The sequence below is a fragment of the Mycobacterium persicum genome (genome assembly GCF_002086915.1).
In the GTDB taxonomy this organism is placed as follows: Bacteria; Actinomycetota; Actinomycetes; order Mycobacteriales; family Mycobacteriaceae; genus Mycobacterium; species Mycobacterium persicum.
On sequence record NZ_MWQA01000001.1, the window covers coordinates 5,258,721 to 5,274,319 of the forward strand.

A 15,599-nucleotide genomic window follows, 5' to 3' on the forward strand; every position below is an offset into this window, starting at 1 on the left:
TCAGCCCGCATCCAGGCTGGACAAGTCCACCAGGGCACCCGCTTCGGGTGCCCCAATCGTTTCGATCTCGTCATGCTCGGCCGCGATGGCCTCCTGGATCAATCCGCTCAGTGTGGCCGGGAAGCTCCGTGCCAGCGTTTCCACCGTTGCTGCGGGGATACGACGGGTGTCATACCACCAATCGAGATGCAATGAGCCACCGGAGCGATACGCCCGGAGCTCGATCGCATGGCCCAACCCAGGGATCGTCTCGCGCACGGGCATCGTCATGTCGGAGTCGAACTGTACCGGTGCATCGGTGCTCGGCAGCTCGGGAATGACGCCCGCATACCGGAAGTGGATGTCGGGGGTGCGCTGCGCACCGAGCATGCGTCCGGTCGGCGCATACAGATACCGCAGCAGCCCGTAGCCAATCCCATAGTGCGGAACGGATTTAACGGTGTTGTGAACGGCGTCCAGCTGTTGAATCGCCGACGTGCCCGGTCCGCTCGCGCAGGCCAGCGCAATCGGGTAGTACGTCGTGAACCAGCCGACGGTCCGGCGCAGGTCGATGTCCGGCCGTAGCACCGAGCGCCCCTCGCCCTCGAGTTCGACGGCCACCACACCGTCACCGACCGTCTTGCCTATCGTTCGGCCGAGCGCGGCCAGCACGATCTCCTGGATCGACCGCCGGAACCGGCGCCGAGCATCATCGAGCTCGAATGTCTGCTCGACGCTCAGCGTAGTTGAGAACTTGGTCAGATCCTCGGTGCTGGGCGGTTGCGTGATGTCTTGGTCAGCCAGCCACAAGGTTGCCTTGGTTGAGTTTTCGATCCAGTAGGAGCGAGTGTCGAGGGCTGCGGGATGCGTCGCGAGGGCCGCGCAGCGAACCGACCAATCCCGCCACCCGGTGGTGACCGGCTCCAGCGTGATCTCCTCGCCCGCCAACCGCTGCTCGAACGCGGTGACGATGTCGCGTCCCAGGATTTGACGCGATACATCGTCGTTGACCGTCTCGTGCACGGCCAGCCCCAGGTAGTGCGGACCGCCGTGCGCACCGGTGATATGCACTGCTGCCAGCGGCACATCCGAATCACCTTGATCTGAGGGCAATTCGGCCAGAATCTTCGACACCGCAGCTCGTTCCTCCGGGCTGCCGGCGGCCACGTCATCAGGAAGTGACACCGTCGAAAGCCGAGTGAACTCCGCCGATGGTGCGATGTGTTGCTCCCACATTCCGGCATTGTCGACGAGCTGCAGCCGCAATGCGTCGTGGTGGTTGGCCACCGCGGTCAGCACTGCCCGGACATCCTCCGAGCCGATTTTGGGGTCGAGGCGCAGGATCATCGGGACGCGCCAGTGACCGGTGTCGCGCAGTCCCCGGTCGAGGAAGTACGCGATATTCGGTGGAACCGCCGGATGTGCGTCAGTCACCGGGGCTTTGGCCAAACCGCTCGCCGCGAACGAGGCATCGACGGCAGCCGTCAGCGCGGCCAGGGTCGGGTATTCGTACAGGTCCTGCGGTGTAATGCTCAGGCCCTCATTGGCGGCGGACATCGCGATGCTGATGGCCATCAGGGAATCGCCGCCCATGTCAAAGAAATTGGCGTTTCGATCGATGGAGCTGACACCCATGCACTGCTCCCAGATTCGACGCAACGTGGTCTCGGTCTGGGATTCTCCGTTCTGCGCCACTTCGGCGGTGCCCGCGCCAGTCCCCGCACCCACCGGCGAGCCGTTGCTCCCGGCGGGAACCTGCGACCAGACCATGTGCTTGGGTTCCACCCAATGCCGTTGGCGGGCAAACGGATAACCGGGCAGGGAAACCAGCTGCGGCTGGGCCGCACGCCGCGGCGTCCAGTCAACCTCGATTCCGGCGGACCACAGCTCACCCAGGGCGCGCAGGAAGGTGTCGCGGTCGTCGGCGTTTTGAATCGGGTGACGCATGAGCCGGACAGCACGATGCGTGGCCGACCACTTCGGATGCCGGATCGCCGAACCGGTGAGGCTCCCGCCGGGACCGACCTCGACGAGGACTCGACCCGGATCTGCCAGCACCACGTCGAGTTCGTCGGCGAACCTGATCGCGGAACTGATCTGGCGTGCCCAGGTGGCCGGATCGGTGACCTGCTGCTCGGTCAACCACGTTCCGGTGAGGTTACTCAGCAACGGCGTGCGCGGAGCACTGAGCTGCTGCCGGGACAGGTATGCCTGGAATTCATCCAACATCGGATCCATCGCGCTGGTGTGAAACGCGTGCCCGGCGCGGACCCGGCGAACGGGTATCCCGGCCTCGTTGAGACGTTGGGTGAACTCGCGAATCGCGCCCTTCGGGCCGGCGACCACGCAGTTGCCGGGATCGTTGACTGCGGAGAGCTCCACCCCTGGTGAGAGGTACTGCGCGACCTCGTCGGGGCCCACCGCCACCGCGACCATGGCGCCGGGCGGGGACTCATGCATCAGGCGAGCCCGTAGCGCGACGGTTTTGATCGCCGTGTCTAGGTCGAATACCCCGGCCAGAGTGGCCGCGATGTATTCGCCGGTGCTGTAGCCGATGTAGGCGCCGGCACGCACCCCGTAGCTGTCGACCAGCTTGGCGAGCGCGTACTCCACCGTGAACAGCGCCGGTTGCGATCGGTCGATGCGCTCCAGATCCGTTGCGGTCCCGCTGAACACCTCGGCATGCAGATCGACGCCCATCTCGTCGCGGAATCCGGCGGCGCAGGTGTCGAAGTATTCGGCGAAAACGGGCTCGGTGTCGTAGAGCCCCTTCGCCATGCCGACGTGCTGTGCGCCCTGCCCGGGGAAGAGGAAAACGACCCGGTCCGACGCCGGCGACGTGGTTGTTTCAGCGGCACCGCCGGTGCCGGAGTCGCCGACGAAGACGTTGTCGTGCTCGGCCGCCCGCAACACCTTGACGGCGTGTTCGCGGTCGTGGACTACGGCGGCCATGGTGATGTTGTGCTTGCGGCGCCGAGTGAGGGTGTAGGCCACGTCGGATACGTCCGGGCACTCCGGCCGTTCCAGCGCGCTGGCCAGGGCGTTGCGCGACTCCCGCAGCGCGGCAGTAGTTTTCGCGGACAGCAGCAGCACCTGAGGTCCGGTGGTTGCGGTGTGGGCCGGAACCGCGGGTGCCTGCTCCAAAACGACGTGCGCATTGGTGCCGCCGACCCCGAACGAGCTCACCCCGGCGCGAAGCACGCCGTCCCATTCCCACGGGCCGTACTTGCTTTGCACGACGAACGGACTTTGGTCGAGCCGCAGCTCGGGGTTCGGGCTGGTGTAGTGCAATGTTGCGGGGATTGCTTTGTGCTTCAGGCACAGGATCGTCTTGATCAGACCCGCGATTCCGGCGGCGACTTCCAGGTGGCCGATGTTGGACTTGACCGAGCCGAGCACGCACGGGCCCGGGCGGGGCGTTTCGGAGAACTCGAATGCCGTTCGCAGCCCTTGGATTTCGATGGGGTCACCCAGCGGGGTGCCGGTGCCGTGGCACTCGACATAGCTGACGGTCGAGGAATCGACGCCCGCCACCGCGTGGGCTTCGGCGATGACGTCTGCCTGGGCGGCCGGATTGGGGGCCGCGTAGCCCATTTTCGCCGATCCGTCGTTGTTGATCGCCGATCCGCGGATGACGGCGTGAATGCGGTCGCCGGCATCGATGGCCGCCTGCAACGGCTTGAGCGCCACCATCGCCACACCGCTGCCGAAGACGGTGCCGTCGGCGCGCACGTCGAAGGGCCGGCAATGGCCGACCGCCGATACCATCGATCCCGGCGAGTTCCAGTAACCGACGCGGTGCGGGATGCACAACGATGACCCGCCGGCCAGTGCCATGTCGCACTCGCCGGACAGCAGGCTCAGGCAGGCCAGGTGCACCGCGACCAGCGAGGACGAGCAGGCGGTTTGGACCGCGATGCTCGGGCCGCGCAAGTTGAACGCATGAGATATCCGCGTCGCCAGGAAATCCTTGTCGTTCTGCAGGAACAGGCTGAACTGGTCGAAGTTGAGTCCCTCGGCCAGCACGGCGTTCGGGTCTCGATGCGACAGCAGGTTGTGCAGCAGATAGCCGCTGGGAGAGCTGGTCCCGTACACGCCGATCGAGCCGTCGAACTGGGCGGGGTCACAGCCGGCGTCCTCGAGCGCATGCCACGCGCATTGCAGGAACAGCCGGTGTTGCGGGTCGAGCACCTGCGCGGCCAGCGGGGGGAATCCGAAGAAGTCAGCGTCGAATTCGTCTATCCCGTCCAGTAGCGGCGCGCGACGCACGTATGCCGGGTCGGCCAGCGTCTTGTCGCTGACGCCCGCGTCGCGCAGTTCCTGTTCCGACAGGGTGACGATCGACTCCTTGCCGCGCCGAAGATTGCTCCAAAAGGTCGACAGATCGTTCGCGCCCGGGAATCTGCCGGCCATGCCGACGACCGCGATGGCGTTGTCGGGTGTGCTCACAAGTCTTGTCCTCCGTGTACTTGAGGTTTGGGGGGTGTTGGCCGCCGCCGTGCCGCGGCTCCATGTCGCGCTGCCGCGCGTTGCTGCGCGCGGTCGCGAACGGTGGCCATGCTTTTTTGGTTTTCCAGCGTCTGGTCGGGGCCCGAGAGCCCGAGTTGGCGCATCAGGTCGACGGTCAGGTCATGCAGGGACGCCCCCTGCAAGATCAGTGCCACCGGCGGTTCCACGCCGAAGTCGGCCCGCGCGCCGTTGCGGATCCGCACCGCCATCAGAGAGTCAAGCCCCAGCTCTGTCAGCGGTACGGCGGGATCGACAGCTGACCGGTCAGCGTAGCCCATCACCGCAGCGATCCGCGCACGCATCCGCTCGGTCACGACCCGCTGCGCCTCGGCCGCGTCCAGGTCGGCAAGCGCGTCGGGTCCGGCCCAGTCGCCGAGATCGCCCGCCGAGTCCAACTCGTCGACCACCCGGGTGAAGTAGCTGATGCCGCGGATCTCCGGGAAGGCGATCAGCGCCCGGTCGGCGCGCAGCCTAGCGACACCGGTGCGGGCCCGGCCGGCGGCCAGCAGCGAATCCAGGGCCTCGATGCCCTCGGCCGGGGTGATGGTGTCCAGGACGCTGCCGACCAGGGCTTGCGCCACGCCCACCTCCGACCACGGCCCCCAGTTGATCACCGCCGCTGGCAGCCCGGACGCTCGGCGCCAGGTGACCAGCGCGTCCAGCCAGGCACTGGCGCAGGCGTACGCCGCCTGGCCGGGAGAGCCCAATAGTGAAGCGACGGAAGAGAATCCGAGCCACCAGTCGAGCTGACAGCCCTCGGTGGCGTGGTGCATCCGCAGTGCTCCGGCCGCCTTGGGTGCCCATACCCGCTCGAGGGTGTCCCTGCTCATGGAGAACACCAGGCTGTCTTCGATGACCGCGGCGGCGTGCACCACACCGCGCAATTCAGCCCCTGCTTGTCCTGCGGCCTCGATGAGACGTTCGGCCACTCCCGGCGCCGCGACGTCGCCGCGGACGACCACGATCTCGGCGCGGGCTTCCAGTGCGGCCAACACCTGGCGCTGGTCGTCGGTGGGTTCGCTGCGGCCATTGAGCACCACCCGGCCGGCGCCGCGGTCCACCAGCCATTTCGCGACCACCAACCCGAGCCCGCCGAGACCACCGGTGACGACGTAGGAGGCTCCGGGGCGGACCACCGGATGACCCGCTTGTGCATCGAGGGTGGCGCGCGACAGGCGTTCGACGAACCTGCGGTCACCCCGCCACGCGATCACGTCGTCAGTGCCCGAGTCCCGTAGTTCCGCGGTCAGCTTGGCGAGCGGGTCTGGCATGTCGTCCAGGTCGACCAGGGTGGCGCGCATGTCGGGATGCTCGAAGGCCAGTGCCCGGACCAGACCCTTCAAGGATGCCGTTGCGGGGGCTCCCGGGTCGTCGTCGTGAACGGGCAGTCCGCCGCCGGTGACCAACCACAGCCGCGGTGAGCGGCCGTGCCAGGTGCCCACGACCGCGCGAACCACGGTCGTGATCGACCACACCCGGTCTCGCGCCGCGACCAGTCCGTCGTCCAATCCGGTCGAGGCGCCGCCGGCGAAGACAACCAGGCCGACGGGCGGGTGGTCCGGATCGCCCGCCGTTTCCGCGAATGCGGCCAGCACCGCCGGTTCGTCGCCGAGATCGGCGGTGAGCACCCGCCGCACCGAACGCCACCGTTCGATGAACTGGTCGGCCATCAGCCGGGTTTGGCTATCCGCGGTCACATCGGTGAGCACCAGCCAACTGCCGGGTGCGGCCTCGCATCCCGCCGCTGGACCGGCCTCGACCGTGATCGGGCTTTCGATCCACTCGGCATCGAAGATCTTCTGCGACAACGGCAGTGGCACCGCCCGGCGCTCAACCCGTCGCAGGTAGATGCCGCCGATTTCGGCCGCTACCTGCCCGGTGTCGTCGATCAGGACGACGTTGCCCAGCTTGCCGGCGCCGCCGTCGAGGTTGGACAGCTGGGCTCGACAGGTGAGGTGGCGGCCGATGTCACGGTAGACCCGAATCTTGTCGAAGGACACCGGCAGATAGCTCGCTTCGGCGGATCCCGCGACTTCGCCGTCGGGTATTGCGGCACCCAGGCTTTGCAGGGCCGCATCCAGCATGGCCGGATGAAGCCGGTATCCGGGGTGCCGCGGAGCCTCGTCGGGAAGGGTGATCTCGGTTTCGGCGGAACCGTCGGACAAACGCGAGATTCGGCTCAGCGCGGCGAAGGCGGGACCGTGGTGTTGACCGGTCTGGCGGAGCAGGGCATAGAAATCGGCGGGCGACACGGTTGCCGCGGTGGCAGCACGATGCGCCTCGGGACGGGTGCGCGCGACGTCGGGCGGTGCTTGTTCGACCCTGGCCGTGGCGTGCCGGCGGAAGTCGCCGTTGGGCGAGCGGGAATAGATTTCGACCCGAATCTGGCTGTCCCCATTGCGAATCAACTGGGTCGTCAGCTGGGTGTGGTCATCGAGCGGGAGCATCTGCTCGACCTCGAACTGGGTCATGCCGATCGACTCAGCGGATACGCCCAGCGCTTCGGCGCCCGCGGCCAACGCGATCTCGGCGAACGCCGCGGCCGGCATGATCGGTTGGCCGAACACCTTGTGGTCGGCCAACCACGGGGATACGTCGGTGCCGACATCGGCCTGCCAGACGTGGTTTCCGCCGCTGGGCATCTGGATGTGGGCGCCGAGCAATGGATGGCTGGCGGCCAGTTCCGACATCGCGGACCGATCCGTGACCCAGAACCTGCTGTGCTGCCACGGTGTGGGCGGTGCGTCCACGAGACGTCCGTTGGCGTCGTCCGGGGTGGTCGCCCCGACGGTGGCGAGTTGGGTGTGGAAGAACAGCGTTTGGTCGTGGTCGCGGTTCATCGCCCCCGTGACGATCTGGTCGCCGGCGCTCTCCAGGGTTTCGGTGATGGCGTGGATGAGCACCGGGTGCGGACTCATCTCGATGAAGGCATGACAGCCGTGACGGTCGGCCGCCGCGGCGACAGCCTGGTGGAATCGCACCGGGTTGCGCAAGTTGGCCGACCAATAGTCGGCATCCATCACCGGGTGTGAGTATTCGTCGATTGGGCGAGTGGTCGTGATGATCGGGATGCGCGGCGGCTGCGGAGTCAAATCCTGCAGCGCACTTCGCAATTCGGGAAGGATCGGGTCAATGATCGGGTGATGGGAGGCCACGTCGACCTCGACGCGTCGCGCCAGCCGATTCTGTGCGGCAACCGCGGCGATGATCGAGTCCACCGCCTCGGGCGGCCCGGCGATCACCGACTGACGCGGCGATGCATACACCGCCAGCGTCACCTGCGGATAGTCGGCGATCAGCGACTCGGCGGCATCGGCATCGAGTTCGAGCAGCGCCATCGCGCCCTGACCCGACAGCCGGGCCATCAACCGCGACCGGGTGGCGATCACCTTCATGCCCTGCTCGGGTGTCAATGCGCCGGCCACGACCGCCGCGGCCACCTCACCCATCGAATGCCCGATCACCGCATCGGGTGTCACGCCGTAGGACCGCCACAACTCGGTCAGCGCCAGCTGCATCCCGACCAGCACCGGCTGAATGCGGTCGATGCCGACCACCTCGTCGCCCGCGGAAAGTGTCTGCTGTAACGAAAAGCCAACCTGGGCAACGAATACCGGCTCCAGCTCGGCTACCGCCTTGGCGAACGCCGGTTCGTCGGCCAGCAACTGCCGGCCCATCCCGGCCCACTGCGAGCCCTGACCCGAGTACACGAATACCCGGCCCGGTCCGCCAGCACGCTGATCACAACCCACCACACCGACCCGCGGCTGTCCGGCCGCCAGCGCCCGCAAGCCTGCGATCGCCTCCGCGCGGTCACGCGCGATCACGGTGGCGACCTTGGCGTGCCGGGGCCGGTGATGGTTGATGGTGTGCGCCACGTCGGCAAGCGATGCCGCCGCGCCCGGGCCGGACATCCAGTCGGCCAACGCCGCGGCCGTGGCGGCCACGCGTTGCGCCGTCTTACCCGACACCGTCACGGTGGTGACAGGGGATGCTTCGACGGCCGCCGGTGGCGCCTGGTCCGGGCCTTGTTCGAGCACCACGTGCGCGTTGGTCCCGCTGAGCCCGAACGACGACACCGCGGCTCGGCGAGGTCCGGATGCCGCGGGCCACGGGGCGGTTTCGGTAGGCACGAACAGCCGCGTCGCCGACGCGTCGATGGCGGGGTTCCACCGGGTGAAGTGCAGATTGCGCGGAATCTGGCCGCGCTCGACCGCCAGCACCGCCTTGATGAATCCGGCCACCCCGGCGGCGGCCTCCAGGTGACCGATGTTGGTCTTGACCGAGCCCAGCGCGCACGCGCTCTCGCTCTGGCCTTTACCACCAAGGCCATACGTGGTCGCCAGCGACTCGAACTCGATGGGATCGCCCAATATTGTTCCGGTGCCGTGTGTTTCGACATACTGGACGCTGTCGGCGGTGACATCGGCGAGCCGCAGCGCCGAGGCGATCACGTCGCGCTGGGCCAGCGCGTTGGGTGCGGTCATGCCGTTGGAGCGGCCGTCGGAGTTGGTTGCCGAACCTCGGACCACCGCCAGCACCCGGTCCCGGTCGCGCAGCGCGTCGGCCAACCGTTTGAGCACCACCACACCGCAGCCCTCGCCGCGCACGAATCCGTCGGCGTTGGCGTCGAAGCTGTTGCAGCGACCGGTCGGCGACAGCGCCGACCACTTGGACAGCGCGATCGCGGTGAACGGCGACAACGTGAGCTGCACCCCGCCGGCCAGTGCGACGTCGGTTTCGCGCAGCCGCAGGCTTTGACAGGCCAGGTGGATCGCCACCAGTGACGACGAGCACGCGGTGTCCACGGCGACGGCCGGACCGCGCAATCCCAGCAGGTAGGAGATCCGGCCGACGGCCGCGCAATGCGGGGTACCGGTGCTCAGGTAGGCGTCGATGTCGGCTCTGCGTTCGATGTTGACGATCGTGTAGTCCCACGACGACAGCCCCATCATCACGCCGGTTCGGCTGCCGCTCAAGGAATCCGGCTGGATACCGGCGTGTTCGAGCGCTTCCCAGGCAACCTCGAGCAGCATCCGATGCTGCGGGTCCATCGCCACCGCTTCGCGGGGCGTGATGCCGAAGAAGTCGGCGTCGAAAGCGTCGACGTCGGAAACGAAACCGCCCCACTTCGTCGTCATTCGCCCGGACGCCGACGGGTCGGGATCGTAGAACGCGTCGGCATCCCAGCGATCCGGCGGCACCTCGCCGATGGTGTCCACACCGTCGAGAAGCAGTTGCCAAAAGCTTTCCGGTCCGGTCACATTCCCCGGGAAACGGCATCCGACGCCCACCACCGCGATCGGCTCTGCGATGTCGGTGGGGAAGGCCGTCCCGGCGCGCACCAACTCGCGCGCCAGGGCGGCCCGGGCGTTGGGCGACAGTTGCGCCGCGCGTTCTGCCAGGCTCGTCATGACTCACCTCGTGCGGCGGCTTCCAGCTCGCTGGCTTCGACCAGATCGGCGAGCAAATCCATCTCCTCGTCAGACAGTTCGGGTTCCGCGTCCGCCGTGTGTTGCGCAGCGGCCGGCGGCGCATAGTCCATGCGTTCGCACAGTGCGGCCGCCAGATCGGTGATCGTCGGGTAGGCCCACACCAGGGCGACCGGCAAGGTGATGCCCAGACTTGCTTCCAGCCGGTTTCGCAATTCCAGGGCCATCAGCGAATCGAGCCCCAGCGTCTCCAACGGCCGGTCGTGGTCGATCGGATCGCTCGAGCGCAGCACCCCGCGGATCTCGTCGGCGATCGCCGACGCCAGGTAGCCCGGCCGTTCGGCCGCGTCCAGGGCGTCCAGCTGCGCCCGGACCTTGCCGCCGCCGCTTCGCTGGGGCGCCGTCGACTCCTGCAACTTTGCGAACAACGACGACCCGGCCACGGCGGGGAAGGATTGGAACCACTGCCGGGCGTCCAGGCTGAACACACCGGTGCGCGCCCGATCGGCGGCGAGCACCGCCTGCATCGCGGCCAGGCCCTGCTCGGCGGTGATCATCGACACGCCCAGATCGGCGAAGAACTGTGCGCGACCGACCTCGGCCCATGGGCCCCAGTTGATTCCGATCGCGGGCAGTCCGCGGGATCGGCGGTACGCGACCAGGCCGTCGACCCAGGAGTTCGCGGCGGCATAGGCGCCCTGCCCGGGTGTGCCGAGCAGCGCGGCGGCCGAGGAGAAGGTGAGCCACCAGTCCACGTCCCGCGACGCCGTTGCCTGGTGCAGCCGCCAGCTGCCGGCGACCTTCGGAGCGAAAACCCGCGCGGCAGCCGAATCGGTCATGTTCAACACGATTTCGTCGGCCAGCACCATCGCGCTGTGCAGGACACCGGCCAGCCGGAAACCGGCCGCTTCGACGGCTTGCACCAGCCGGTCAGCGGTGCCGGGTTCGGCGATGTCACCGGTGACCACCTCGATCCGGTGACCCGCGGCGCGCAGCTCCGCGATGGCCGCCTCGACGTCGTCACCGGGAGCCGAACGTCCGTTCAGCACAACCAATCCCGCGCCCTGCTCGACCAGCCAGCGGGCGACGACGAAGCCGAGACCGCCCATGCCGCCGACGATCAGGTAGCCGCCGTCGGGGCTGACCAATGGAAGCGGAGGCGGCGACGCGGCCGCTTCGATGCTGCCGCTGTCCGGTATCGAGATGACGATTTTGCCGGTGTGCTTACCGGAGGCCATCAGCCGGAATGCGTCGGCCGCGTCGCGCAGGCTGAATTCGGTGACGGGCAGCACCGGCAGGCTGCCGGCTGCCACGTGCTCCAGGATGTGTTGCAGCAGCTGGCGGTACTTCGCCGGTTGCAGCTTCAGGTTAAGGTCGAGGTCTACCACGCAGAAGGACGCGCTTTTGGCCAGCGCGGCGAGCCCCAGGTTGGCGTCGGCGTAGACGTCCTTCTTGCCCAGCTCGATGAATCGACCACCGGGCGCCAGGATCTGCACGCCACGCTGGATTGCTTCTCCAGCAAGCGAATTGAGAACAACATCGACCCCGTAGCCGTTGGTGAGCTCGAGGATCTCGTCGGCGAAATCCACGGTGCGTGAGTCGCCGACGTACTCGACGCCGAGCTGAGACAGCATGTCGCGTTTGGCGTCCGAGCCGGCTGTGGTGTAGATGCGGGCGCCGATCATCTTCGCGATCGAGACCGCCGCCATGCCGACGCCGCCGGTGGCGGAGTGGATGAGCACACGTTCGCCCGGGGCCAGCCGCCCGACCTCGCACAGTGAATGCCAGGCGGTCAGATATGCGACGCCGAACGTGGCCGCCTCGTTGTCGGGCAGCGTGTCGGGGATGGGGACGACCAGATCGGCAAGCGTGCCCACGTGGGTGCCGAATGTGCCGGGACCGAAGGCGATGACGCGCTGCCCGATCTCGACCGAGGCCTCCCCGGACCTTACGTCGTCGCCGACGGCGGTCACGTAGCCGACGCATTCGCCACCGATCACCGGCGCGGCGCCGTCGAGCCCCGGATACACGCCCATCGCCTTGAGCACGTCGCTGAAGTTGAGTCCCGCGGCGACCACCCGGACCTCGACCTGATCGCCCTGCGGCCTGGGCCGTTTCACCTCGTGGACCGTGAGCGCGTCCAGCCGGCCGGGCTGGTCGATCTGCAGCCGGACGGCTCCGCCCAAAGGCCCTGTGCCGTCGAGGTTCACGACGGTGCGGCGGGACTCGGCGGCCAGCTCACCCTTCGCGGTGGTGGGCGCGGGCACCAGCCGGTTGACGTAGCGCTGTCCGTCGCGGTAGGCGACCTCGTCGTGCTCGGACCCGGCGAGCAGCTCCGCGGTCAGGTCAGCCAGTGAGCCGGTGCCTTCGGGTTCGATGTCGACGAGGGTGGTCTTGAGTTCGGAATGCTCGAACGTCAACACCCGGGCGATTCCACGTAACTCGGTCTGCGCCAACGTGACCGAGTCGGTGGGATCGAACTGCTGGGCGCCGCGGGTGACGATCCACAGCCGCGGGCTCTTACGGGTGCCCATCCGTGTCACGGTCTCCACCACACGCGCGATCAGCAGGGTGCGCGCCCGCGCCAGCTCCAGCTGAGCGTCGTCGGGCAACGATTCGTCGACGCTGCGGGGCGGACAGACCATGACGATGCCGTCCCACCCGGAGCCGGACCGGGTGATCGCCGCGCGCAGCGCCGCTTCGTCGTGCGGCGAGACCTGTTCCACCTCGGTACGGTCGGACAGCGACGACCGCAACGCGGGCAGCAGCGGATCGCCCGCGGCAGGGTCGCCGATCAACAACAGCCGGTCCGGGCCCGCGGATGTCGGGTCCGCCTTGGTGAGCGGCGCCGGCTCCCACTCCACCGTGAACAGGCGTTGGGTGAGTTCGGTTGCGCCGCCGCCGGATCCGAGGACGGCCATTTCGACCTCGTCGATGACCAGCAGCGGCCGGCCATCCGGATCGGTCAGGACGACTTCGCCGACCAGCCGCTCCGAACCCTCGCGTGCGGCGAGGGTGCCGACGGCGCGGACGCCGCGGGTGACGTCGCCGTATACGTGTACGCCCGCGTAACGTACCGGCACCACCAGGGATTTCCGGGCGGTTCGCCCGCCGGCCAGGTCGGTGGCCATCCGGGTGGCGCCGAGCGTCTGCAACGCGATGTCCATCATGACCGGATGCAGCGAGAAGTCGCGGGAACCCGGCCTGGCCGACGAGGGTAGCCGCACGTCGGCGCGGGCCGCGCCGGATTGCTCGACGGCGAGTCCGACGATGCCTTGAAATGCCGGTCCGTGTTGTTGGCCGGCGCCGCGCAGCAGCTGGTACAGCTCCTCGGGGTCGAGTTCGTCCGCCGTGTCGCCGACCGCCGCAGCTGGTGCCTCGCCGTTCGACAGCGCGGCTGACTGGACGCGGGCAACGGTGGCGGTGGCATGGGTGGTCCAGTCCGAAGACCCACTGCGAGAGCGTATTTCGATCCGGCATCGTTGTTCGTCGCCGGTGAGCGTGGTGACCAGCACGGTGCCTTCGGTCACGTGCAGCATCTGGTGGAGGTCGAGCTCGCCGATCATCCAGGGCTGCTCGGGCCCGTCGTGCTCGACCGGGAAGGCCGCTGTCGCGGCGGCCAGCGCGACCTCGGCGTACGCCGCCCCGGGCAGCACGCAGAGATCGTCGATGACGTGATCGCCGAGCCACAGCAGGTCCGGGGCGAGCTCGCTTTCCCAAATCCGGGTGCCGTTGGTGGGGTCGGTGACACCGACGCCGAGCAGCGGGTGGATGCCTGCCCGGTGTAATGCGGACCCAGAGTGCGAAGTGGCGCTGATCCAGTGGCGGGTGTGCTGCCACGGGGTGGTGGGCAGCACGGGGTGTGGTTCGGGCGGGTGCGGGGTGTGCGGCGGGCGCGCGGTGTGCGTGGTGTTGAGGTTGGTCTGAAACGTCAGGGTGTCGTGGGTGTCGCGTTGCAGCGTGCCGATGCTCAGATACTCGGCGTCGTGATGCGTGCTCGCGAGGGTGTCGCTGATCGAGTGGGTCAGCAACGGGTGTGCGCTGATCTCGATGAAGGTGTGGTGGGGGCCGCGCGGGCCGTCGAAGGCGTGCGCGATGGCCTGGTGGAAACGCACCGGGTTGCGCATGTTGGTGGCCCAGTGCTCGGCGTCGAAGACCGGTTGGCTGTCGAGGTCGGCGTAGGTGGTGGAGATGATCGGCATGGTCGGCGGCCGCGGGGTGAGATCGGCCAGTTCCGAACGCATGTGGGGCTGCAACGCTTCCATGGCCGGGTTGTGCGGGGCCACCTCGATGTTGACCCGGGTGGCAAAGCCGCCCCGTTGGCGCACCGTCTCGATGAGAGCGTCGATCTGCTGCGGCGGTCCGGCGATCACGGTTTGGCGTGGTGAGGCGTAGATCCCGAGGCTCACCTGCGGATAGTCGGCGATGAGGGCTTCGGTTTCGGCGGCGTCGAGTTCCAGCAGCGCCATCGTGCCCTGCCCGGACAGCGGCGCCATCAGCCGCGACCGGGTGGCGGTGACCCGCAGGCCCTGCGCCGGCGTGAGCGCACCGGCGACCACCGCGGCGGCCACCTCGCCCATGGAGTGGCCGATCACCAGGTCGGGTTGCACCCCGTAGGAGCGCCACAGCGCGGTGAGCGCCAGCTGCATGCCGATCACCCCGAGCTGGATCTGCTCGATGCCGACCAGCTCCTTGCCGCCGGCGATTACCTCCTGAAGCGAAAACCCGGCCTGTGCAACGAAATCCGGCTCCAGTGCGGCGACGGCGGCAGCGAATGACGGTTCGTCGGCCAGCAGCTGGCGGCCCATTCCGGCCCACTGGGACCCACGTCCGGAGTAGACGAACACCGTGCCCGGCCCCACCGCGCCCTCCCGAGGAGCCACCACGCCCGGGGCGGATTGACCCGCGGCCAGCGCCCGCAACCCCGCCACCGCCTGGCCCCGATCCACGGCGGCCACCGTGGCGAACTTGGCGTGCCGGGGCCGGTGATGGTTGAGGGTGTGCGCGGCGTCGGCCAGCGACACTCCGGCGCCCGGGCCATCCAGCCAATCGGCCAGCACCGATGCCGTCGCGGCCACCCGCTGCGTCGTCTTGCCCGACACCACCAGGGTCGATACCGCCGGAGCCGGGTCGCGCGGCGCACCGGCCGCCGGGGCGGGCGGCTGCTCGATCACCACATGCGCGTTCGTCCCGCTGACGCCGAACGACGAGATGCCCGCGCGCCGCGGCCGGCCGGTTGCTGGCCATGCCATGCCGTCGGCCGCGATGGTCAGCCGGGCCGCGGCCTCACTCGCATGCGGTGTCAACTGCCGGAAGTTGAGGTGCCGCGGAATGTAGCCGTTGCCCACGGCGAGTACGGCTTTCATGAATCCGGCGACACCCGCCGCGGCTTCCAGGTGACCGAGGTTGGTCTTCACCGAGCCGATCACCAACGGAGGGGAACTCTCTCGCTCGCCGAAAACCTTGCTCAGCGAGTCGAGTTCGATTGGGTCGCCCAAGGGCGTACCCGTTCCGTGGGCTTCGATGTAATCGATGTCGGCAGCCGCTAATTTGGACGACGTCAGTGCGGTGCGTAGCAGCGCTTGTTGGGCGGGCCCGTTGGGGACGGTCACCCCGCTGCTGGCGCCGTCCTGGTTGACGGCCGAACCGCGCACCACCGCAAGGATGCGGTCGCCGTCG

At 68.3% G+C, this 15,599-nt stretch carries 3 protein-coding genes (1 of these 3 only partly in view); all 3 read right to left on the reverse strand.

Annotated features, from left to right (window positions below):
* Tightly spaced (each overlapping or abutting the next), the 3 genes in view from B4U45_RS23945 to B4U45_RS23955 form a layout consistent with a single transcriptional unit that may run on beyond the window.
* Positions 1-4,428, reverse strand: a complete 4,428-nt coding sequence (locus B4U45_RS23945) for a type I polyketide synthase (RefSeq protein WP_075545333.1) — start codon at positions 4,426-4,428, stop codon at positions 1-3.
* Complete coding sequence (locus tag B4U45_RS23950; protein WP_075545332.1) at positions 4,425-9,902, reverse strand: type I polyketide synthase; 5,478 nt, start codon at positions 9,900-9,902, stop codon at positions 4,425-4,427. The genes B4U45_RS23945 and B4U45_RS23950 overlap by 4 nt, the downstream gene beginning before the upstream one ends.
* Positions 9,899-15,599 carry the 3' portion of a type I polyketide synthase gene (locus B4U45_RS23955; RefSeq protein WP_075545331.1) on the reverse strand. Its footprint extends 869 nt past the window's final position, so only the last 5,701 of its 6,570 coding nucleotides appear in the window; its start codon lies off the right edge, out of view; its stop codon occupies positions 9,899-9,901. Before B4U45_RS23955 ends, B4U45_RS23950 begins: the two co-directional genes overlap by 4 nt.

What these genes read in the sequence shown, in the direction of transcription:
- B4U45_RS23950 (WP_075545332.1), bottom strand. Translation starts at nt 9,902, where the DNA reads ATGACGAGCCTGGCAGAACGCGCGGCGCAACTGTCGCCCAACGCCCGG.